The sequence below is a fragment of the Streptomyces sp. NPDC057623 genome (assembly GCF_042800355.1).
Taxonomy (GTDB): Bacteria; Actinomycetota; Actinomycetes; order Streptomycetales; family Streptomycetaceae; genus Streptomyces.
This window is the reverse complement of sequence record NZ_JBHVGZ010000016.1, coordinates 1-21,099: the sequence shown is the minus strand read 5'-3', so window position 1 is coordinate 21,099 and position 21,099 is coordinate 1. Positions and strand designations below refer to the sequence as shown.

The following is a 21,099-nucleotide window of genomic DNA, read 5'->3' as shown; positions in this document are numbered from 1 at the left end:
CGGGGTTTCGGGGGGGCTTGGGGGGGGAGGGGGCAGCGGGGGGGGGGGGTCTGGGTGGGGGGGGGGGGGCTGGTGTCCAGGGGGTTTCTGGGGGGAGGGGTTCGCCCCCCGGATGTGGGGGTGCGCGTGGCCCCGGGGTGGGGTCAGAGCTCTTCGAGCGTGCCGGTGTGCAGTTCGCCCACGCGGCCGTCGTCGGTCTGGTAGGTCCAGAAGGCGTGGACCGTGTTGCTGTTCATGTTCATCGCGTGGGAAACGGTCATGCCGGACTTCTCCGTCCAGCCGACCAGGAACACCCCGGGGACGATCTCGGCGGCGTGCAGATCGACGTCCTCCGACGCGCCCTTCGTCGGTCCGGCGACGGCTTCCCAGTGGAGCTTGGTGCCGTCTGCCGCGTAGGTGTTGTGGAAGACGACGCCGTTGTCCACGGTGAGCCGGAACCGTTTCCCCGCGTAGGTCGCGGTGCTCATACGGGCCTCCCGGTGGCCTGAGGGATGGTCAGAACAGTCCGTTGGGGTGCGGCAGTTCGTCCGGGACCCGCGCGATCACGTCCCAGTGCTCGACGATCTTGCCGTCGGCGACCCGGAACAGGTCCCAGTACGCCACCGGCACCCCGAACTCGCCCTCGGACTGGAGCAGCACCAGGTCGCCCTCGGCGACGACCTTGTGGACGGTCTTGTAGACGAGGTTCTTGCCCTGCTCGCCCCACTTGGCGGCCGCGGCGCCGAAGCCGTCCAGGCCGTCGGCGGCCTCCGGGTTGTGCTGGAGGTAGGTCTCGGTGGAGATGTAGTCGGTCAGGACGGAGTAGTCGGCGCCCTTGAGGACCTTCTCGGCGAACTCGAGGACCAGGGCGCGGTTGGCCTCGGTCCGGTCCAGGTCACGCGGTTCGCTCTGGCCGTCGGTCTGGGAGCGGCCCGACGCTGTCGGGGACACCACCGGGGTCAGGGCGTCCCAGTGCTCGGCGAGCTTGCCGTCCGCGTCGACGCGGAACAGGTCGAAGGCGACCAGCGGGTCCGGGCCGAAGCCGTGGTACGTGCCGTGCAGTGCCACCAGGTCACCGTCGGCGATCACCCGGGCACCCTCGTAGCGGAAGCCCTCGGGGAGACCGGCGACCAGCTGACGCAGGGCTTCGGGGCCATCGGCCGCCAGGCTGCTGTGCTGGCGGTAGTCGGCGGCGACCCAGCGCTCCACCGCACTCGGGTCCTTGTCCCCAAACAGTTCCCCCGCGGCCTTCAGGACGTTTTCCTTGCTGCTCACGGCATTGCTCCGTTCTGGTTCTTCCTTGTCGCTGCGGCACCACTCGTGTGGCCCGGCCTCATCCACTCTCCGGCAGGATGCGACCAGGATCACGATCAAAGTGGGCGTTAGTGTGATGGAAATGGGACAGCAGACACGACTCGAACAGAGGTTCTACAGAAATCCGTCGCGCTCCGGCCTGCGCGTGGAGGTCCTCTCCTACGCCGATTTCCGGCACCGCCTGACCAGGCCCGAGTTCACCCGGCTGCACCGTCTGGACTTCCACCACCTGACCCTCGTCGATCAGGGCGAGGGCACCATCACCGTCGACTTCGTCGACCACCCCTGCCGCCCCGGCACCCTGCTGCACGTCCGTCCCGGCCAGGTCCAGCGCCTCCCCGTCACCTCCGACGGCTCCCCTGCCGACCTGGGCGGCACCCTGATCCTCTTCACCGGGGACTTCCTCTCCCGCCCGCCGGCCGCCTCCATGCCCATCGACGACCCCTTCGGCCCCACTGCCTGGCAGCTAGCCGGGGAGGACCACAACCACTTCCGCCGCGCCTTCGCCGACCTCGCCAACGGCTACGCCCTGCCGTCCGGCCAGGCCCCGGACATCGTCCGTGAGCTGCTGCGCCACCTCCTGTCCGCCCTCCTGCTGCGGATCACGCTCCTCCCCGCCCCGGAGGACTTCCCGCAGCCGACAGGGGCGACGGAAGAGCCGTACCGTCTCTTCCGCCACGAACTCGAGCGTTCCTTCGCCGTACGTCACCACGCCCACGACTACGCCACCGCACTCGGCTACTCCCTCAAGACCCTCAACCGCTCCTGCACCCGCGCCACCGGCCAGACCGCCAAACAGCTCATCGACAACCGCGTATCACTGGAGGCCAAGCGCCTCCTCGCCCACACCGACCTGCCGGTGGCCTCGATCGGCCACCGGCTCGGCTTCACCGAACCCACCAACTTCGGGAAGTTCTTCACCCGGGCCACGGGGCAGACGCCAGGTGCGTTCCGGGGCGAACGCACCGTGTGACGCCTTGCCGGACGGCAACGGTTCACTTCCGCCGCCCGCTCGTGGTGTCACGGGCAACCCGCGTCCGTGTGTCAGTCCGTCACATCACGGCGCGAAGGTCAGACCGTGTCCGAAGTCGAAGACCGGGTCGGTGCTCTCGTGCGGAACGTCGGGACGGCCATGGGTGACCTCGTCCATGGTCCGCGGGAGCTGGAAGGGCAGGCGCCCCTCGGGAGCGACACGGCCGAGGAGCACGTCGGCCACCGCGTCGTCGCCGGCGCCGAACGCGCCGAGGAGTGCGGCGCAGCGCTCGGCGATCTCCGGGATCACGGCCGGGCGTTCCAGGTGGAGGACGACGACAGTGGGGACGGCGTCGAGGAGCTGGAGGATCTCCCGCAGTCGCTCTGCGGGGAAGTCGAGCCTGCCTCGGTGGAATCCGCGCTCATACGCGGAGTCCGCGCCGGGCAGCGGCTCGTAGGGGGTGTCGAGGCGGAGCACCGCGACGTCGGCGTCGCCGGGGTCGTCGGTGAGCTGGAGCGAGTCCGCCGCGGTGAAGGCGTCCGAGGACATGCCTTCGACGTACAGACGCGTGGGCCGACGAAACGGCAGCGTTCCGTCGTTGACCAGGAGGGTGAGCGCACGGCGCTGGGCCGCGGCGCCCTGAGTGCGATAGGCCGAAGCGCCGACGGTCTCCTCCGCGAGGTCCGGGTCGACGAACGGGTCTTCGAACAGACCGAGCCGGAACTTCTCGCGCAGCAGCCGGGCGGCGGAGACATCGAGGCGGGCCTCGTCCAGCCGGCCGGAGCGGACGAGTTCGACGACGAGTTCGGGGCAGGCCTCGCCACCGAACTGGTCGGCGCCTGCGTCGAGCACCTTCAGAACCCTTTCCAGCGGGCTGAGGTGCTCCACGCCCCAGGCCCGCGCCGGGAAGGGGTGGCCCATGATCGGGGCGTCGTTGATCAGGGCCCAGTCGGTGCAGACGATGCCTTCGAAGCCGAGCTGCTCGCGCAGCAGGCCGGTGATGACACCCCGGTTGAAGCCGAAGCCGACCTCCTCGTGCTCGGTACCGACCGGCATTCCGTAGTACGGCATGATCTGCGAGACTCCGGCGGCGATGGCGGCACGGAACGGCTTCAGGTGGTAGTCGAAGAAGCCTCCGGGGTAGACCTGCTCGCGGCCGTAGACGAAGTGCGGGTCCTCGCCGTCCTTCTGCGGGCCGCCTCCGGGGAAGTGCTTGACCATCGCGGCCACGCTGTCAGGACCGAGCCGGTCGCCGCCGCGCAATCCTTCGAGGTAGGGGCCGACAAGCCGTGAGGTCAGCTCGGCGTCGGCGCCGAAAGTGCCGTTGCCGCGGGCCCAGCGGGGCTCGGTGGCGAGGTCGATCTGGGGGTGCAAGGCAAGCCGGATGCCGACCGACAGGTACTCGCGGCGCACGGTGTCCGCGTATGCGCGTATCAGGTCGGTGTCGCCCAGCGCGGCGAGACCGAGTGGCTCGGGCCACTGGGAGAACGGGCCGGAGCGCATGGCCGTGGCCGGGTTGTCGGTGAACGAATGGCGTGGGTCGCTGGCGAGGGTGACCGGGATGCCGAGCCTGGTCTCGGAGGCGAGCTCCTGAAGGCGGTTGTGCCACTCGGCCATCGCACGCGGGCTGCCGGACCCCGAGAGGTTGAAGTGGTTCATCGAACGGCCGGAGATCAGCTCGGTGGTGGGCGCGCCGCCGGGTGCGTCCGCGCGTTCGACGAGGGTGCCGTCCGGGTTCATGGTGAGGATCGTCTGGAAGAGCAGACCGGCCTTCTCCTGAAGGGTCATGCGGCCGAGCAGGTCCGCCACCCGCCGCTCCACCGGTTGAGTGGGGTCCTCGTACGGCTCGACGGTGCCGTTGTGGTTGAGGTCGCGGGGCGGGCGGGTGGCGGTTGCCATGGGACTCCTCTTCGGATCAGGCATGCGTGGGGAAAGGAAAGCGGCCGGGTGTGTGCCGGGCGGGGTTCAGCGGACCGTGCGGATGCGCGCGACGGCCAGCGCGCCGCCGATGCAGCACACCGCGCCGAACAGGTAGAGCTTTCCGAACTCGCTTCCGCCATCGGGGTTCAGCGTGAGGAACAGCGGAGCGACCATGGGCACCAGGGACTGCGGCAGGGCGTTGGCGATGTTGAGCACGCCCATGTCCTTGGCCGCCCTGCGCCGGTCGGGGAGCACGCTGACCGCGAGGGCCACGTCCACCGCCATGTAGAGCCCGAAGCCGCAGGCGTAGACGCCGATCGCGAGGTAGAAGCCGGCCTCGGACCGCGCGGTGTACAGCACACCGAGGCTGAGAGCGAGGACGACGGAGGCGGCGGCGACGAAGGGCTTGCGCCGACGGATCCGGTCGGATATCCAACCGCCGGAAAGCGAGCAGACCACGCCCACGCCGGTGAGTGCCAGCGTCGAGGTGGCGATGACGCTCACGGCCTCCTCGGGAGTGCGGCCCAGCTGGTCGGTGACGAAGAACAGCTGGTAGCTCGTCACGCAGGCCATGCCGATGAAGACCAGGAACCGGCCGAGGAAGTTCCAGGCGAAGTCAGGGTTCTTGCGCGGGTCGAACCAGAAGCTGCGCCCGAACTCGGCGAGCCCGAACGGCGGGAGTTCTTCCCGCACCGCGGGGGTGTCGCGGCGCAGCACGATGACGAGGACGGATACGGCGGCCAGGCCGATCACCGCGGGCACGCCGAAGAGGAGCAGATTGTCATGGGTGAGCTGGGTGGCGCCGTAGACACCGGTGAGCATGGCCAGGTTGGGCGTGAGGCCCAGGGCTCCGGAAACCTTTCCGCGCTGGCGGTCGGGCACGAAGTCGGCGATGGCGGCACTGAGCGAGGCAAGGGTGGCGTGGATGCCGAACTGGGTCAGTGCCCAGCCGGCGGTCAGCAGCGCTATGTTGCCCGCGGCGCCCACTGTGGCGAGGCCGATCGTTCCTGTCACCATGCCGCCGAGCAGCCAGGGGCGGCGCTTGCCGAAGCGGCTTGTGGTGCGGTCGGAGAGGGCCCCGGTGAGCGGGTTGGAGATGAGGGCGAACAGTGACCCGACGCCCAGCACCAGGCTCAGGGTGGTCGTTTTGTCGTGGGGCGCGAGCTGGGTGACTCGCAGGGAGACCGACACGGCCACGGGGGTCAGCAGCGCGAGGAACGCGCCGTACTGAGCGAGGACGAGAGCGGCGACGAGCCCGGGCGAGGCGGCCTCCGGCTCGGGATGCCTGTCCTCGGGGAGCGGTGCCGGGGACGGCGCGATGCGGCCGGGTGCAGCCGAATCACTGCGCACCATGGTTCCTCCTGTGCTTGGCCGTCGACATCGACGGCGCGTACGCTGCACCGTAGGTTAAAAACCGAATGCGGAGTAGGTGTTTAAGCGAGTGACACACGTCACAAATCAGGATGAACAGGGTGAAGTCCCTGAGAGTCCCCGACCCCGGCGACGTCGCAAGACCGGCCCGTACGCGGCTGCCGACGAACGTCGCCGGCTGATCATCGATTCGGCGATCGGGCATTTCGCGCAGTGGGGCTACCACAACTCCTCACTCCCGAAGATCGCCGCTGACGTCGGCATCTCGCCGGCCGGACTGCTGCACCACTTCGGCACCAAGCGCGAGCTGCTCATGGCGGTGCTCCAGGCCCGCACCGAGCACGCCATGGAGACCTTCTACGAAGGCATGGGCGAGCCCGACGGCCTGGACGCGGTCGAGATGCTGCGCCGGATGGCGGCACAGACCGAGTTCAACGTCACCCAGCCCGGCCTGGTGCAGATGTACGCCGTCCTGTCCGCCGAGGCGGCCAACCCGGAGCACCCGGCTCACGCGTACTTCCAGCAGCGCTACGAGACGATCCTCGGACGCGTCGAGCGCACCCTGCGGTACGGCATCGCGGCCGGGCTGCTCCGCGAAGACGTCGACTGTGCCGCGACGGCCCGCGAGATCCTCGCCATGAGTGACGGCTTCCAGGTCCAGTGGGCCCTGTCCGGCGGGCAGTGGGACATGCTCGGCGCCTACCGCTCCTACCTCGACCGGCTCGCCCGCACCGTCACCGGGAATGCCCGTGGCCTCGACTGAACCGTCGGCGGCCGACGGCGAACACGGCGGGCGCACCGCGCCGCTGGTCATGTACGCCACGGTGATGGTCGCCCAGTCCCTCGTCGCCGCGATCAACCTGGCGATACCCGAGCTGTCGGCAAGCGACCTGCATCCGTCACCCAGCGAGGTGCTGTGGATCGTGGACGCCTACGTCCTCGTCTTCGCCGCACTGCTCATCCCGGCCGGCGCGCTCGGCGACCGGTTCGGCCGCAAGGGGACCCTGCTGACCGGGATCGGGCTGTTCGGGGCAGGCTCGGCCGTGTGCGCGCTGGCCCCCTCCGTCGAACTCCTGCTGACCGGCCGGGTCCTGTGCGGCGCGGGCGCCGCCCTGCTGATGCCCGCCTCGATGTCCCTGCTGCTGAACTCCGTCACTGAAGAGCGCCGGGTGACCGCCGTCGCGACGTGGAGCGCCTCGCTCGCGGTGGGTGGCGTGCTGGGCAACACAGGTGGCGCCCTGCTCGTGCAGCATCTGTCGTGGCAGGCCATGTTCTGGGTGTACGTCCCGCTCGCCGCCGTCCTGCTGTGCTGGACGGCACGCACCGCACCGCGCCCGGCGCGACAGGCGACCGCTCTTGATCTGCCCGGCTCACTCCTGCTCATCCTGGGCAGCACGGCGATGCTGTTCGGCATCATCGAGGGCCCCTCGCAGGGCTGGGTGTCGTACCCCGTACTGACCGGATTCGCGGCGGCGCTGCTGGTGCTCACCGCGTTCGTCGTCCATGAACTGCGCACCGCCCACCCGGTCCTGGACCCCCGGCTGCTGCGCCTGCGCCCGGTGCGGTCCGGCACCCTCGGCCTGGCCGCACTGTTCTTCGGCATGTTCGCGCTGTTCTACGTCAATGCCCAGTTCCTGCAGTACGTCAAGGGCTTCTCCCCCGTCCAGGCGGGTCTGGGTGTCCTGCCCGTCGCGGTCGGGATCATGGTCGTGACGCGGCTGAGCCCGCGCTGGTCCGACCGTTTCGGCGAGCTGCCCACGGTCGCCGTCGGCATGCTTCTGGTCACCGCGGGCCTGCTGCTGATGTCCACCGCGACCGCCTCGACGCCGTATCCGGTGTACGCCGGCTATCTCCTGGTCATGGCGCTCGGCAACGGCCTGGCCACGCCTGTGCTCTCGCACGCCGTGGTGGCCGGGCTCTCGCCGCACCGGCTGGGCGTCGGCTCCGGGTTGAGCAGCGCGGCCCGCGAGTTCGGCAGTGCGCTCGGCATCGCCGTGGTCGGAACGGCACTCGCGGTCGGCTTCTCCGATCGGCTGCCCTCCGCCGTCGCCGTGCACGGCGACTCGCCCGCGCGTGCGTTCGCCGCCTCGGCCGGCATGGATCCCGGAAGCCGGGCCGAAGTGGTGGCGGCCTTCACCCACGCGGTCGCGATCGGTTACCGGGTCGCCGCGGCGGCGCTGCTGTTCATGACATTCCTCGTGGTCACCGGCCTGCGCCACCGCGCGGCCGGCTCGGCGGACGCGAACTCCCTTACGTACCAGGCAGGTTCACGCCCACAGAACGGCGATGCACCGGCTCCGTCCCCCGCTCCCGCGCCACAGGGTGGGTGACCGAGTCAACTGCATCGCCGGGCAGGGACCGAGCCATGGCATCGCCGAAGACACTCGCGTCCTCGGCGATGCCATGGTGGTCGCCCCTCTCAGCTGATGGTGAGGGACGCTGAAGTGCTGGTCCGGTAGAGGTGGTCACCGCTGTAGACAGCGGTGACCGTGTGCGGGCCGGGCGCAAGTCCGCCCAGGCCGGGGAGGGTGACGGTGCCGTCGCGGCCAACGCGTCGGGCAGGACCGACGGCATGGTCGACGCCGACGCCGTCGACATAGAACTGGACGCGGCCGGAAGGGGCCTCGGGCTGGGTCGTGGCCGGGCTGACGGTGGCGACGACCTTACGGTCCGACGCGTCGTGGGCGAGCGTCGTACGGGTGGTCTTGAACACGATGTCGGTGGCGAAGCGGCGCAGCAGCTCACGCCAGACCGCCCAGGAATGGACGCCGTCGAGGGTCGCGTTGACGTACGGGATGTTCTGGGCGGTCAGGTTCGCCTGGTAGGCGAGCGCCTGCCCCTGGGTCATGTGGGAGGCGTCGAACCTGCCACCGCCGATGAACAGGCCGAGCCGGGTACGCAGGGCCGGGTTCTGCCAGCGCGGGTCGGTGACCGGAGGTGCGCCGGCCCCGCCAAGGCTCCAGCTGCCGAAGTAGCCGAACTCCTCGGTGGCGTTGAAGAGCAGGTCGTTGGCGCGCATTCCGCCCGCCGACAGCCCCGCGAAGGCGCGGTCGTCGGACCGGTGGGAGACGTTGAAGCGCGACTCGATGAACGGGATGACGTTCTGGAGCAGGTCGGCGCGGTAGCAGTTGACCGCCGATCCGTCGCAGGAGAGGCCGTTGAAGTTGGTCATCACGACGACCATCGGCTGAATCTTGCCATCGGCGTAGAGGTTGTCGAGGATGCGGTTGGCCACGCCCTGGGTGCTCCAGTCGAGGTCGTTGCCGCCGGCACCGTGGCTGAGGTAGAGCGTGGGGTAGGGCGTTTCCCGGTTCGGGTCGTAGCCAGGCGAGGTGTACACGGCCACCGTGTGCTCACCGACCGGGCTGGAGGACTGGGGTGAGGGATAGGTGAGGTCGACCAGCTTCCCCGCCGTCCTGCGGGGCGCCTGCCACGAGAGGTCCTCCGTGCCGAAGCGCTCGTCGGAGGGGACGTACACCTGACTGAGCGTCTGCGGTGAGCCGGTGACCGGGGTACTGCCGTTCCGGTGGTCCCAGGAGGGGTTGCTCGGGTCCTGGAGCCGGGTGCAGCCGGTCTGCGGGTCGGTGGTGCAGTTCACGTAGAACCCGTAGCTGAATGTTCCCGACGGCAGCGGCACGGTGGTGATGCCGGCGAAGTGGCCGGGGGTGATCGGGTAGTCGCCGGTGGCCAGCAACGGCTCCAGCAGATCACGACCGAGAGCACGGCCGCCGCCGCGCTCACCGTCGAGGACCTGTCCGTGCACTACGGCGGGGTCTGCGCGGTCCGCTCGATCGGCTTCAGCGTGGAGCCGGGCGCCTCGATCGGCATCATCGGTGCCAACGGCGCGGGCAAGACCTCCACGCTCAAGGCGCTGATGGGTCTGGTGCCGCGCAGCGGCGGACGCGTCCTGCTCGGCGAGCGCGACCTCACCCGGGTCAAGGCCCGCAACATGGTGCGCCACGGCATCGGCTACGTCCCGGAGGGCCGGCACGTCTTCCCAGGCCTGTCGGTGGAGAAGAACCTGCTGCTCGGCGCCTACGCCCGACGCTGGGACGACGAGACCCGGGCCGCCCTCGACGAGGTGCACGAACTCTTCCCCGTCCTGCGGGAGATGAGCGGACGCCTCGCCGGAGCCCTCTCCGGCGGACAGCAGCAGATGCTCGCGATCGGACGCGCGCTCATGGCCAGGCCGAGGATCCTTCTCCTCGACGAACCGTCGATGGGCCTGTCACCCAAGCTCGTCGGCTTCATCCTCGACACCCTGCGGCGGCTGCGGGAGGAGGGCCTGAGCCTGCTCCTGGTCGAGCAGAACGCCAAGCTCACCTTCGGCGCGACCAGCCACTGCCTCGTCATGGAGAACGGCAGCGTCGCGATGACGGGCACCTCCGAGGAACTCAGCCGCGACACGCGGGTCCGCCAGATCTACCTGGGCCTGTGAGCGCGCCCGCGAGAAAGGCCTCGTACCTCGTCGGCCTGATCGGCTCCGGCATCGGTGGCTCGTTCAGCCCAGCACTCCACAAACATGAGGCCGACCGGCACGGCCTGCGCTACATCTACCGGCTGATCGACCTCGACCGCATCGGCGCCGAACCCAGGAGGGTGGGTGAACTGCTGAAGGCGGCGCACGGCATGGGCTTCCGAGGGCTCAACATCACCCACCCCTGCAAACAGCTCGTCATCGACCATCTCGACGAACTCAGCCCACAGGCCGAGGCGACGGGAGCCGTGAACACCGTCGTCTTCGAGGACGGAAGCGGTGGAGGCCGGGCCGTCGGGCACAACACCGACGTCACCGGATTCGCCGCCTTCTACGACTGTGAACTGACCGACGTCCCACGGGACCGGGTCGTTCAGCTGGGCTGCGGGGGAGCGGGGGCGGCTGTCGCACACGCCCTGCTCGGCGCGGGCAGCGGCCACCTCACCGTGGTGGACCCGCTGACAGACCGGGCCGTGGCACTCGCCGACTCCCTCAACAAGCGTTTCGGAGAAGGCCGGTCCAGCGCGACCACCCCGGACGGCCTGCCGCCGCTGCTGTCCCGGGCCGATGGTCTCGTCCACGCCAGCCCGACGGGCACGGCCGCCCGCCCCGGACTGCCCCTCCCCGCCGACCTGTTGCACCCAGGTCTGTGGGTCGTCGACATCGTGTACCGGCCCTTGGAGACCGAACTGCTGCATACCGCGCGCGCCCGCGGCTGCGTCACGAAGAACGGCGTCGGCATGGTCGTCTTCCAGGCCGCCGACGCCTTCCAGCTCTTCACGGGGAGGAAACCGGACCGAGAGCGGATGCTCGCGCACGCCGCCGAACTGGACTCCTCGGAGTGAACACCTTCCCCCAGTAGAAGCCAGTCGCCCTTCCACATGTCCGCGACATCTCCACAAGGCGTGCACCGCCGACAAGGCGAACGACCCGCAGCGCGAAGCCTCCAGCAGCATCTGACCAAGCGGGTGTTGGAGTCCGCACCGGAGGTGCAAGCTACCGCAACGGACACCGGTCCAAGATGGTGATCACCAAGTCGGGGCCGGTCGAGATCGCGCGACCAGAACGAGGCATTTTTCGTCGACACAGCCGCAGCACAATCATCTAGAGACCCGCTGGGCCCCGACAAGCCCCGAATCCAGTGCCAACTATCCCTCGTAAGTGCCAACCATGATTCTGAGTCACAACACGGAGCTGAGGCCCGCCTACAACCCCGCGATCGCGTTCCACCGCTTGGCGAACCCCACCCGCTCCTCGGACGTGATGTCCCGCGCGACGGCCAGCCGTCGGCGCATCGCCGCGTCCGGGAAGATCAGCGGGTCCTCGGCCAGCGCGGCCGTCTCCTCGTCCTTGGCGGAGGCGAGCACGTCCCGGGCGGCCGGGACCGGGCAGACGTAGTTGACCCAGGCGGCCAGTTCGGCGGCGACCTCGGGCTCGTAGTAGTAGTCGATCAGCCGCTCGGCGTTGGCCTTGTGGCGGGCCAGGTTGGGGATCATCAGGGACTCCGACCACAGCTCGGCGCCCTCCTCGGGGACGACGAAGCGGATGTCGGGGTCGTCCGCCTGGAGCTGGACGACATCGCCCGAGTACGCCTGGCAGGCCAGGACGTCGCCGCTGGACAGGTCCTTGATGTAGTCGTTGCCTGTGAAGCGGCGGATCTGGCCCGTGCGGACCTGCTTCTCGACCTGGTCGCAGACGGTGTGGAAGTCGTCCTGCGTCCAGCGCGTGATGTCGACGCCGTTGCCCTGCATCAGCAGCGCGAACGCCTCGTCCAGACCGGACAGCAGGGTCACCCGGCCCTTCAGGTCGCTCGCCCACAGCTCGGAGACCTCGCGTATGTCGCGGCCGAGCCGGCGGCGGTTGTACGCGATGCCGGTGATGCCGGACTGCCACGGCACGGTGAACTTCCGTCCTGGGTCGAAGGCCGGTGAACGCAGCAGCGGGTCCAGGTACTTGGTCACGTTCGGCTGACGCGCCCGGTCCATCTCCTGCACCCAGCCCAGCCGTACGAACCGGGCGCACATCCAGTCGCTGATGACGATGAGGTCGCGGCCGGTGCGCTGGTGGTTCATCAGGGCGGGGCTGATCTTGCCGAAGAACTCGTCGTTGTCGTTGATCTCCTCGACGTACTCGACGGAGACGCCGGTGCGCTTCTCGAAGGCCTCCAGGGACGGCCGCCGCGTCGCGTCCTCGTCGTCCGTGTCGATGTACAGCGGCCAGTTCGCCCACGTCAGCCGCTTGTCGGTGGCGGAGACATCGGTGGCGGCCCGGTCGGCGGGCGCCACATAGGCGGGCCGCACACCGCATCCGGCGAGCCCGCCGAGCAGGGTGCCGGCACCGAGCGTGCGCAGCAGATTCCGGCGGGAGAGCGGGGAGTTCATCGGGGGGAGGGCCATTGCCGCAGCATGCCGCCGCGACCGAGGGCCGGGCAATCGACGCCGTGTCGAGTGGACCGGTACCCGGCGGACAGGTTGTCGATCGGAGACGCCACAGCCCCGGACGGCACTCGGCTCGTCCGGGGCTGCGCCGTACCGGGCTACGCGTCCAGCGACGTCATCACGTGCTTGATCCGCGTGTAGTCGTCGAAGCCGTACGCCGAGAGGTCCTTGCCGTAGCCGGACTTCTTGAACCCGCCGTGCGGCATCTCCGCGACCAGCGGGATGTGCGTGTTGATCCACACACAGCCGAAGTCCAGCGCCTTGGACATCCGCATCGCGCGGCCGTGGTCCTTGGTCCACACCGACGACGCGAGCGCGTACTCGACGCCGTTCGCCCACTGCAGGGCCTGCGCCTCGTCCGAGAAGGACTGCACGGTGATGACCGGGCCGAAGACCTCCTTCTGGACGATCTCGTCGTCCTGCTTGAGCCCGGAGACGACGGTCGGCGCGAAGAAGTACCCCTTGTCACCGACCTGGTGACCGCCGGCCTCGACCTTGGCGTGGGCGGGCAGCCGCTCGATGAACCCGGAGACCTGCTTGAGCTGGTTGGGGTTGTTGAGGGGGCCGAAGAGCACGTCCTCGTCGTCCGGCTGGCCCGTCTTGGTGTCGGCGGCGGCCTTCGCCAGCGCCTGCACGAACTCGTCGTGGATGGACTCGTGGACGAGGACGCGCGTGGCGGCCGTACAGTCCTGCCCGGCGTTGAAGAAGCCCGCGACGGAGATGTCCTCGACGGCCTTGGCGATGTCGGTGTCCTCGAAGACCACGACCGGCGCCTTGCCGCCCAGCTCCAGGTGGACCCGCTTGAGGTCCTTGGACGCCGACTCGGCGACCGACATGCCGGCGCGCACGGAACCGGTGATGGAGGCCATCGCGGGGGTCGGGTGCTCGACCATGAGGCGGCCGGTGTCACGGTCGCCGGTGATGACGTTGAAGACGCCCTTGGGCAGGACCGAGCCGATGATCTCGGCGATCAGGACCGTCGAGGCGGGCGTCGTGTCGGACGGCTTCAGCACGACCGTGTTGCCGGCGGCCAGGGCCGGGGCGAACTTCCACACGGCCATCATCATCGGGTAGTTCCAGGGCGCGACCTGCGCGCAGACGCCGATCGGCTCACGGCGCACGATGGAGGTCAGGCCCTCCATGTACTCGCCTGCGGAGCGGCCCTCCAGCATCCTCGCCGCACCGGCGAAGAAGCGGATCTGGTCCACCATCGGCGGGATCTCCTCGGACCGCGTGAGCCCGATCGGCTTGCCGGTGTTCTCCACCTCGGCCGCGATGAGTTCCTCGGCCCGCTCCTCGAACGCGTCCGCGATCTTCAGCAGGGCCTTCTGCCGCTCGGCGGGGGTCGTGTCACGCCAGCCCGGGAAGGCACGGGCGGCGGCCTCCATCGCGGCGTCGACATCCGCCTGCCCGGACAGCGGCGCGGTCGCGTACGCCTCGCCCGTCGCGGGGTTGACCACGTCGGTGGTCCGTCCGTCGGCGGCGTCCCGGAACTCACCGTCAATGTAGTTGCGGAGCTTGCGCAGCCGTCCCAGCTCGGTGCTCACTGCCGGCCTCCTGTCAGGTCTCACTGCTGCTGGCTGTCAGTCCTGGTTGTCCAGTTACTGAGACACCCACCCTAGTCGGCCGTGCCACGTTTTCAACACCCCTGATCGCGCCATGGCTGCGAAATCCGCAGGTCTCAGTCGCGTAAACAACGAATTTCATCGCTCTGGCCTTGCGGAACTGTCGAGACGTCGTGCACAGTGACGTCGTGGCCAGTCGAAGCGCAGAGCACAGGGACTCCCGCGAGTCCAGGAACGGCGGCGGACCCCAGCTGGACGCCGTCTCCCTCGCCATCATCGAACAACTTCAGGAGGACGGCCGCCGGCCGTACGCCGCCATCGGCAAGGCCGTGGGCCTGTCCGAGGCGGCCGTGCGCCAGCGCGTCCAGAAGCTGCTCGACCAAGGCGTGATGCAGATCGTCGCCGTCACGGACCCGCTCACGGTGGGCTTCCGCCGGCAGGCGATGGTCGGCGTCCACGTCGAGGGCGACGTGGAGTCGGTCGCCGACGCGCTGACCGCCATGTCCGAATGCGAGTACGTGGTGATGACGGCGGGGTCCTTCGACCTGATGGTGGAGATCGTCTGCGAGGACGACGACCACCTCCTGGACGTCATCAACCGACGCATCCGGGCGGTCCCCGGAGTGCGTTCGACGGAGAGCTTCGTCTACCTCAAGCTCAAGAAGCAGACCTACATGTGGGGAACCCGATAACCGTGAGGACCCGATAACCGTGAGCAGCAACAGCCCTCAGGACCTCAGCAGGACCGCGTACGACCACTTGTGGATGCACTTCACGCGTATGTCCTCGTACGAGAAGTCCCCCGTCCCGACCATCGTCCGGGGCGAGGGCACCTACATCTACGACGACAAGGGCAAGCGCTACCTGGACGGTCTCGCCGGCCTGTTCGTGGTGCAGGCCGGGCACGGCCGCGTCGAGCTGGCCGAGACCGCGTTCAAGCAGGCGCAGGAGCTGGCGTTCTTCCCGGTGTGGTCCTACGCCCACCCGAAGGCCGTGGAGCTGGCGGAGCGGCTGGCCCACGAGGCACCGGGCGACCTCAACAAGGTCTTCTTCACCACCGGCGGCGGCGAGGCGGTCGAGACCGCCTGGAAGCTCGCCAAGCAGTACTTCAAGCTGGTCGGCAAGCCCACCAAGTACAAGGTGATCTCCCGTGCGGTGGCGTACCACGGCACCCCGCAGGGCGCCCTGTCCATCACCGGCCTGCCCGGCCTGAAGGCCCCGTTCGAGCCCCTCGTCCCCGGCGCGCACAAGGTCCCGAACACCAACATCTACCGCGCCCCGCTCTTCGGCGACGACCCGGAGGCCTTCGGCCGCTGGGCCGCCGACCAGATCGAGCAGCAGATCCTCTTCGAGGGCCCGGAGACGGTCGCCGCGGTCTTCCTGGAGCCGGTGCAGAACGCGGGCGGCTGCTTCCCGCCCCCGCCCGGTTACTTCCAGCGGGTGCGCGAGATCTGCGACCAGTACGACGTCCTGCTGGTCTCGGACGAGGTCATCTGCGCCTTCGGCCGCCTCGGCACGACGTTCGCCTGCGACAAGTTCGGCTACGTCCCGGACATGATCACCTGCGCCAAGGGCATGACCTCGGGCTACTCCCCGATCGGCGCCTGCATCATCTCCGACCGCCTCGCCGAGCCCTTCTACCAGGGCGACAACACCTTCCTGCACGGCTACACCTTCGGCGGCCACCCCGTGTCGGCCGCGGTGGGCCTGGCCAACCTCGACCTGTTCGAGCGCGAGGGCCTCAACCAGCACGTGCTCGACAACGAGGGCAACTTCCGCGCGACCCTGGAGAAGCTCCACGACCTGCCGATCGTCGGCGACGTCCGCGGCAACGGCTTCTTCTACGGCATCGAGCTCGTCAAGGACAAGGCGACGAAGGAATCCTTCAACGACGAGGAGACCGAGCGGGTCCTGTACGGCTTCCTCTCCAAGGCCCTCTACGACAACGGCCTGTACTGCCGTGCCGACGACCGGGGTGACCCGGTCGTCCAGCTCGCGCCGCCGCTGATCTCCAACCAGGAGACCTTCGACGAGATCGAGCAGATCCTGCGGGCGACCCTGTCGGAGGCGTGGACCAAGCTCTAGCCCTCGGCGGTTTCGCGGCGGGGGTGCACCCGTAGGAGTGAGAAGGGTGCACCCCCGCCGCGTGCTGTCCGGCGTTCCGGTCCCGGATCCTTAGCGTGCCTGGTAACCGATCGGCCCTGTCTTCGTTCCCCCGCACGGGGGAACGGCACGGGAACTACGGATCTGACGAGGTGTACGCCCATGGAGGCTCCGCCGGACAACGACGTGCTCTGGGCACGCGCGCTGCACTTCACGCACCACGACGGCTCCCCCGCGCTCGGCGGGGTCTCCCTCGGCGTGCGCGAGAGCGAGATCCTCGCCGTCACGGGCCCGCGCGGCAGCGGCAAGACGGCTCTCCTGCGGTGTCTGTCCGGCCTGCTCCCGGCACGGGGCGGCGAGGTCTGGTTCAACAGCATCCCGGTGCACACCATGGGCGCGCTGGCCCGCGAACGTCTCCGCCGCGACCGCTTCACCTGGATCGACCCGACCCCGACGCTCGTCCCCGAGCTGAACGTCTGGGAGAACGCCGCCCTCCCCCTGATGCTGCGCGGCACCAGCCGCCGGCGCGCCAAGACGGCCGCGCTGGAGTGGCTGAACCGCCTGGACGTCGGCGAGTCGGCCCGCAAGCGCCCGCACCAGCTGGTCCAGGCCGAACGGCAGCGCGTCTGCATCGCCCGGGCGCTGGCCCCCTCACCCACGGTCCTGTTCGCCGACGAACCGACGGCTCCCCTGCACCGCGCCGACCGCGCGCACGTCCTGCGCACCCTGACGACGGCGGCCCGCTCACACGGCATCACCGTCGTCCTGGCCACGTACGACGTGGAGAACGCGGCCTTCGCCGACCGCACCGTCGCACTCCTCGACGGCCGGCGCGTCAACACGGTGCACCTGCCCCCGGTCACCGCGACGGAAGGCCGGGCCGCGTGCTCGCTCTCCGTCTGACCCGAAGCGCCCAGCCCGCCGTACAGCTGCGCCGCCTGCTCGTGGCGGCGGCCTCGGCGGGCACGGGCTTCCTGCTGCTCTGCGCCCTGGGCTACGCCATGTCGCACACCGACGCCGGGGCGGCGATCCTGCGCCTGGCCTGGTGCGTACCCCCGCTCGCGGCGACGGTCCACCTCGCGGTTGCGGTGGCCCGCACCGACCCTGGCACCAGGCCGCGCCCCGGCCTCGCGGCGATCGGCCTGGGCCCGGCCCGTCTGATGCTGGTCTCGGCCACCACCACGGCCCTGTCCTGCACCCTCGGCTCGATGCTCGCCCTGCTGGTCTTCCTCCATCTGCGCGGCGACCTGACGGGCATGCCCTTCGACGGCGCGGCCGCGCAGTTCCTGGCGGCGAACAGCCCTCTCCCCCTGCCGGCCGCCCTGACTCTGCTGACCCTGGTACCGGCGGTCGCGTCGACCACGGTGGCCTTCGCCCTCCGGCCGAAGGAACCGGCCCGCACCCGGGCGCGGGGCGCCGCGGGAAAGTCGTACCGCCGCTTCGGGGCGTACGGCAGGGCGGTGGCCCGGGAGACGTTCGGGGCGTACGGACGGTTCGGTGCGCGCCGGCGGGGTGCCTCGGAGAAGGGCGGCCCGCCGCCGGAGGGCGCGAGCGGCGAACCGGCCTCCACGCCGGCCGCGGCCGAGGACGCCGTGGAAGCCCAGGAACAGGAGCAACCCCAGGAACACGAGCAACCCCAGGATTCCCGGGAACCCCTCGACCACGTGGCCTGTCTTCCGGCCCCCCGCAAACCCCCCGTCGGCCTCCCCTGGGGCATCGCCGTCGTCGCCGCGGGCCTGGCCGTGGAGGCCTACGCCGCCCGGGCGGCGAGCGGCGCCCTCGCTCTTCCTTCCGCCCTGCCCGCCGGCCCCGCCGGAGTGCTGGCCGGCTGGCTCCTGACCGCTGTCGGGCTCGCCCTGGCCGCCCCCGGCCTCACCCACCTCTGCGGCCGCCTCCTCCAGGCCGTACGCCCGGGCGCCGTCCGCCTCCTGGCGGGCCGTGTCCTGATGGCGGAAGCCACCCGCATCGGGCGCCCGCTCGGCGTCGTCTGCGCCGTGGCCTCCGCCGCGTATGCCATGGCCCCGCTCTCCGCCCCCGCGACCACCGCCAACGTCGGCCCGCTCAGCACCCTCGGCGCCACCGTGGTCACCGGCTGCGCCGTGGCCACCCTCCTCACGGCCGCCGTGGAGGCCAAGCAGGCCCGCGCCGACACCACGGCCGCGCTGGTCCGCCTCGGCGCCCCCAGCACGCTGCTGCGCAGCGCGGCGGCCCTGCGCGCCGGCGCCCTGCTCGCCTTCTTCTGCCCGCTCACGCTGATCGTGGCCGAGCTGGCCGCGCTGCCCCTGGCCACACGCTGAAAGCCGCGCACGAAAAAAATCTCCGCCCGGCGATGAGTTCCGCTCGAACCCCCGGTCTACCCCACCGAACAGCAGACACCCCGATGGGAGAGACCACGATGACCGCCCCCGCGTACCAGCAGATGATCTTCCTGAACCTGCCCGTGAGCGACCTCGACGCCTCGAAGAAGTTCTTCACCGAGCTCGGTTACTCGATCAACGAGCAGTTCAGCGACGACACGACGGCCTCCGTCGTGATCAGCGAGACCATCGTCGCGATGGTGCACACCCACGAGAAGTACGCCCAGTTCACGAAGAAGCCCATCGCGGACGCGACGAAGACCAGCGAAGTGCTGATCGCGCTGAGCTCCGAGAGCCGCGAGAAGGTCGACGAGCTGGTCGACAAGGCGCTCGCCGCGGGCGGTTCCGTCTCCGGCGAGACCCAGGACCACGGTTTCATGTACGGCCGCGCCTTCGACGACCTCGACGGCCACACCTGGGAGGTCGTCTGGATGGACCCGTCGGCCATCGAGGGCTGACGCCGCCCGGCCGGTGCGTGGTGCCTAGCATGGGCGGGTGCAGACGATGCCCGCCCATGCGGCCCACCACAACGACCGTGAGATAGAGACGCTGGAGGAGTTCGACGCGACCGTCTCGGCGCGCGGCTCCCTCGCCGGGTTCCGCGTCCAGGCCGTGGACCTGACGGACCGTACGCGCGAACTGCTCACCACCAGCGCGGCGGACGCCCTCTTCCTCGGCTGCCCGATGCGCGAGGAGGCGGCGGCCAAGATCCGCGCGGACGGCGCCCTCGTCTTCCCGCCGGTCCCGGACCTGCCCTTCGACCCGTACCGCGGCCTGGTCTACTCCCCCGACGAACTCTTCGCCTCCCTGGCGGCGGACGGCTACGAGAACACGCCCGACGCCCGGGCGTACGCCTGGTTCCAGCGGACCAAGGCGGACGGCGACATCCACTCCTCCATGCTCCGCGCGGTGCACGACGACTCCGTCTCGGACGCGCTCGACGAACTGCTCTCCGGCGCACGGGTGGTGGGCGTCATGGGCGGCCACGCGATGCGGCGCGGCACGGAGGCGTACGAGGGTGCCGCGCGGCTCGGCCGGGACCTGACCCGCGCGGGACTCACCGTCGCCACCGGCGGCGGCCCGGGTGCGATGGAGGCGGCCAACCTCGGCGCCTACGCGGCCCCGTACGACGAGGAGATGCTCACCGACGCGCTCCGGCTCCTGGCGAAGGCGCCCCTGTTCACGCCCTCGATCACCGAGTGGGCGACGGCCGCCTTCGAGGTCCGTGGCCGCTGGCCGAAGGGCGGTCGCTCGGTGGGCATCCCGACCTGGTTCTACGGCCACGAGCCGCCGAACCCCTTCGCCTCCCACATCGCCAAGTACTTCGCCAACGCCACCCGCGAGGACGGCCTCCTGGCCCGCTCCAACGCGGGCGTCGTATTCCTGCCGGGTGCTGCCGGCACCGTTCAGGAGATCTTCGACAACGCGACGCCGAACTACTACGAGTCGCGCGGCGAGCCGACCCCGATGGTGCTCGTGGACCGGGCCCACTGGACGGAGAGGTTGCCGGCCTGGCCGCTGCTGAAGTCCCTTGCCCGGGAGCGGTCGATGGAGTCCCGTATCGCCCTGGTCGACCGAATCGAGGAGGCTCCGGAGGCACTGAAACGTCTCAGCGAGCAATAAGAGGGCAAAGCCAACGGCTGTGGACCGCATACGCGTTGACACTGCTTATGCCACGCTTATAAACCTGTGAGACTCCTGGGGACGGTGATGTCGCATCGCCGCCTCGTTCAACCCCCCTCAGTGGTGCAACTCGTAAGGACAAAAGTGTCCATAAACCGCCGTACTGTCGCGCGTTCCGCGCGCGCTCTTGGTGTTGCCTCCGCCTCGGCCGCGCTCGCGCTCGGCCTCGCGGGCAACGCGCTCGCGTGCAACATCAGTGAATTCTCCGCCGAAGCCAAATGCGACGGCGACAAGGGTGTCATCACGGTCACCGACGTGGACCCCAGCGGTGTCCCGGCGACCGTCAGCGTCTTCCTGCAGAACAACGGCGCCGACCTGAAGAAGGTCGGCGAGCAGGTGGTCAAGGGCTCGCGCGAGGGTGTCACCATCACCTTCGCCGAGGACTGGAAGCCGGACGCCGAGTACCGCGTCCACGTCAAGGCCGGCGGCTATGTCGACGAGGACATCGAGCCGAACCTGACGACGCCGTCCACGGCCTGCAAGAAGGACGAGGAGGAGCCGCCGGCTCCGTCGGACACCCCGACCCCGTCGGACTCCGCCTCGACCCCGGCCGAGGAGACCGACTCCCCCACCCCGACGCCCTCGGAGAGCGAGAGCACCACCCCCGCGGACACGGCGAGCAGCGCCCCGTCCCCGGCGGCCGGTGACTCCAACCTCGCCGAGACCGGTGCGAACTCCAACACCGGCCTGATCGCCGGCATCGCGGTCGCCCTGGTCGCGATCGGTGGCGGCGCGGTCTTCTTCGGCCTGCGCCGTCGCGGGGCGAGCAGCGACCGCTGACACACCCGCACAGCAACACCCTTGTCCGGCCCGTCCCCTTCCCCGGGACGCTGTTGGCGAATTGTGGGCTGTCTTTGCGCCCCATCGGGTCATCCGGTGGGGCGCAGTGCTGCCAGGGGGCTGATGCGGGTGGGAGCGT

19 protein-coding genes are annotated in these 21,099 nt (G+C 69.9%); 12 read left to right on the top strand and 7 right to left on the bottom strand.

Annotation, left to right across the window (positions count from 1 at the left end; genetic code table 11):
• Positions 1-143: 143 nt before the first annotated feature.
• Both ACFU95_RS18665 and ACFU95_RS18660 read right to left on the bottom strand, forming a co-directional pair.
• The gene (locus ACFU95_RS18665) at positions 144-467 is read right to left on the bottom strand and encodes a MoaF N-terminal domain-containing protein (protein WP_383828523.1); all 324 of its coding nucleotides are present in this window, start codon (positions 465-467) and stop codon (positions 144-146) included.
• Between the two features lie 28 nt (positions 468-495).
• Positions 496-1,254 carry a nuclear transport factor 2 family protein gene (locus ACFU95_RS18660; protein ID WP_383828521.1) on the bottom strand — a complete coding sequence of 253 codons (759 nt, stop codon included), beginning with the start codon at positions 1,252-1,254 and terminating at the stop codon, positions 496-498.
• 121 nt (positions 1,255-1,375) lie between these two features.
• Here ACFU95_RS18660 and ACFU95_RS18655 point away from each other — a divergent pair, with 121 nt between their 5' ends.
• A complete protein-coding gene (locus ACFU95_RS18655; protein ID WP_383828519.1) occupies positions 1,376-2,266 on the top strand; it encodes a helix-turn-helix domain-containing protein in 891 nt (296 codons plus the stop codon).
• Between the two features lie 84 nt (positions 2,267-2,350).
• Here ACFU95_RS18655 and ACFU95_RS18650 read toward each other — a convergent pair whose 3' ends face one another.
• The gene (locus ACFU95_RS18650) at positions 2,351-4,165 is read right to left on the bottom strand and encodes a glycoside hydrolase family 3 protein (RefSeq protein ID WP_383828517.1); all 1,815 of its coding nucleotides are present in this window, start codon (positions 4,163-4,165) and stop codon (positions 2,351-2,353) included.
• 66 nt (positions 4,166-4,231) lie between these two features.
• Positions 4,232-5,539, bottom strand: a complete 1,308-nt coding sequence (locus ACFU95_RS18645) for an MFS transporter (protein ID WP_383828515.1) — start codon at positions 5,537-5,539, stop codon at positions 4,232-4,234.
• An 88-nt stretch (positions 5,540-5,627) separates the two neighbouring features.
• On the opposite strand from ACFU95_RS18645, the gene ACFU95_RS18640 reads away from it, so the two are divergent.
• On the top strand, positions 5,628-6,320 hold the full coding sequence (locus ACFU95_RS18640; RefSeq protein ID WP_383828513.1) for a TetR/AcrR family transcriptional regulator: 693 nt from the start codon (positions 5,628-5,630) through the stop codon (positions 6,318-6,320).
• A complete protein-coding gene (locus tag ACFU95_RS18635; RefSeq protein ID WP_383828511.1) occupies positions 6,301-7,887 on the top strand; it encodes an MFS transporter in 1,587 nt (528 codons plus the stop codon). Before ACFU95_RS18640 ends, ACFU95_RS18635 begins: the two co-directional genes overlap by 20 nt.
• Positions 7,888-7,976: 89 nt before the next feature.
• On the opposite strand, the gene ACFU95_RS18630 is transcribed toward ACFU95_RS18635, so the two are convergent.
• Complete coding sequence (locus ACFU95_RS18630; protein ID WP_383828509.1) at positions 7,977-9,320, bottom strand: alpha/beta hydrolase-fold protein; 1,344 nt, start codon at positions 9,318-9,320, stop codon at positions 7,977-7,979.
• Between ACFU95_RS18630 and ACFU95_RS18625 the strand changes: the two genes are divergently transcribed.
• Together ACFU95_RS18625 and ACFU95_RS18620 are read left to right on the top strand one after the other, a co-directional pair.
• On the top strand, positions 9,315-9,995 hold the full coding sequence (locus ACFU95_RS18625; RefSeq protein ID WP_383828507.1) for an ABC transporter ATP-binding protein: 681 nt from the start codon (positions 9,315-9,317) through the stop codon (positions 9,993-9,995). The two genes, ACFU95_RS18630 and ACFU95_RS18625, sit on opposite strands and share 6 nt — an antisense overlap.
• Positions 9,992-10,879 carry a shikimate dehydrogenase gene (locus tag ACFU95_RS18620; RefSeq protein ID WP_383828505.1) on the top strand — a complete coding sequence of 296 codons (888 nt, stop codon included), beginning with the start codon at positions 9,992-9,994 and terminating at the stop codon, positions 10,877-10,879. The genes ACFU95_RS18625 and ACFU95_RS18620 overlap by 4 nt, the downstream gene beginning before the upstream one ends.
• A gap of 360 nt (positions 10,880-11,239) precedes the next feature.
• Here the strand turns inward: ACFU95_RS18620 and ACFU95_RS18615 are convergent, their stop codons facing one another.
• Complete coding sequence (locus ACFU95_RS18615) at positions 11,240-12,430, bottom strand: spermidine/putrescine ABC transporter substrate-binding protein (protein WP_383828503.1); 1,191 nt, start codon at positions 12,428-12,430, stop codon at positions 11,240-11,242.
• A gap of 140 nt (positions 12,431-12,570) precedes the next feature.
• Complete coding sequence (locus ACFU95_RS18610; RefSeq protein WP_383828501.1) at positions 12,571-14,019, bottom strand: gamma-aminobutyraldehyde dehydrogenase; 1,449 nt, start codon at positions 14,017-14,019, stop codon at positions 12,571-12,573.
• 191 nt (positions 14,020-14,210) lie between these two features.
• Between ACFU95_RS18610 and ACFU95_RS18605 the strand changes: the two genes are divergently transcribed.
• From ACFU95_RS18605 to ACFU95_RS18575, 7 genes are all read left to right on the top strand, one after another.
• Positions 14,211-14,729, top strand: coding sequence for an Lrp/AsnC family transcriptional regulator (locus ACFU95_RS18605; RefSeq protein ID WP_048580694.1), 519 nt, complete (start codon positions 14,211-14,213; stop codon positions 14,727-14,729).
• 19 nt (positions 14,730-14,748) lie between these two features.
• Positions 14,749-16,122 carry an aspartate aminotransferase family protein gene (locus ACFU95_RS18600; protein WP_383828499.1) on the top strand — a complete coding sequence of 458 codons (1,374 nt, stop codon included), beginning with the start codon at positions 14,749-14,751 and terminating at the stop codon, positions 16,120-16,122.
• 180 nt (positions 16,123-16,302) lie between these two features.
• Positions 16,303-17,043, top strand: coding sequence for an ABC transporter ATP-binding protein (locus tag ACFU95_RS18595; protein WP_383828497.1), 741 nt, complete (start codon positions 16,303-16,305; stop codon positions 17,041-17,043).
• Positions 17,025-18,437, top strand: coding sequence for a hypothetical protein (locus tag ACFU95_RS18590; RefSeq protein ID WP_383828495.1), 1,413 nt, complete (start codon positions 17,025-17,027; stop codon positions 18,435-18,437). Before ACFU95_RS18595 ends, ACFU95_RS18590 begins: the two co-directional genes overlap by 19 nt.
• A gap of 98 nt (positions 18,438-18,535) precedes the next feature.
• Positions 18,536-18,955: a VOC family protein gene (locus tag ACFU95_RS18585; RefSeq protein WP_383828492.1), complete on the top strand. Its 420-nt coding sequence runs from the start codon at positions 18,536-18,538 to the stop codon at positions 18,953-18,955.
• 37 nt (positions 18,956-18,992) lie between these two features.
• Positions 18,993-20,120, top strand: a complete 1,128-nt coding sequence (locus tag ACFU95_RS18580) for an LOG family protein (RefSeq protein ID WP_383828490.1) — start codon at positions 18,993-18,995, stop codon at positions 20,118-20,120.
• Positions 20,121-20,264: 144 nt separating this feature from the next.
• The gene (locus tag ACFU95_RS18575; protein WP_383828488.1) at positions 20,265-20,960 is read left to right on the top strand and encodes an LAETG motif-containing sortase-dependent surface protein; all 696 of its coding nucleotides are present in this window, start codon (positions 20,265-20,267) and stop codon (positions 20,958-20,960) included.
• Positions 20,961-21,099 lie beyond the last annotated feature (139 nt).

Coding starts and splice junctions, on each gene's coding strand:
- ACFU95_RS18665 (WP_383828523.1), bottom strand. CDS start 467: ATGAGCACCGCGACCTACGCGGGGAAACGGTTCCGGCTCACCGTGGAC.
- ACFU95_RS18655 (WP_383828519.1), top strand. CDS start 1,376: ATGGGACAGCAGACACGACTCGAACAGAGGTTCTACAGAAATCCGTCG.
- ACFU95_RS18650 (WP_383828517.1), bottom strand. CDS start 4,165: ATGGCAACCGCCACCCGCCCGCCCCGCGACCTCAACCACAACGGCACC.
- ACFU95_RS18645 (WP_383828515.1), bottom strand. CDS start 5,539: ATGGTGCGCAGTGATTCGGCTGCACCCGGCCGCATCGCGCCGTCCCCG.
- ACFU95_RS18635 (WP_383828511.1), top strand. CDS start 6,301: ATGCCCGTGGCCTCGACTGAACCGTCGGCGGCCGACGGCGAACACGGC.
- ACFU95_RS18615 (WP_383828503.1), bottom strand. CDS start 12,430: ATGGCCCTCCCCCCGATGAACTCCCCGCTCTCCCGCCGGAATCTGCTG.
- ACFU95_RS18595 (WP_383828497.1), top strand. CDS start 16,303: ATGGAGGCTCCGCCGGACAACGACGTGCTCTGGGCACGCGCGCTGCAC.
- ACFU95_RS18585 (WP_383828492.1), top strand. CDS start 18,536: ATGACCGCCCCCGCGTACCAGCAGATGATCTTCCTGAACCTGCCCGTG.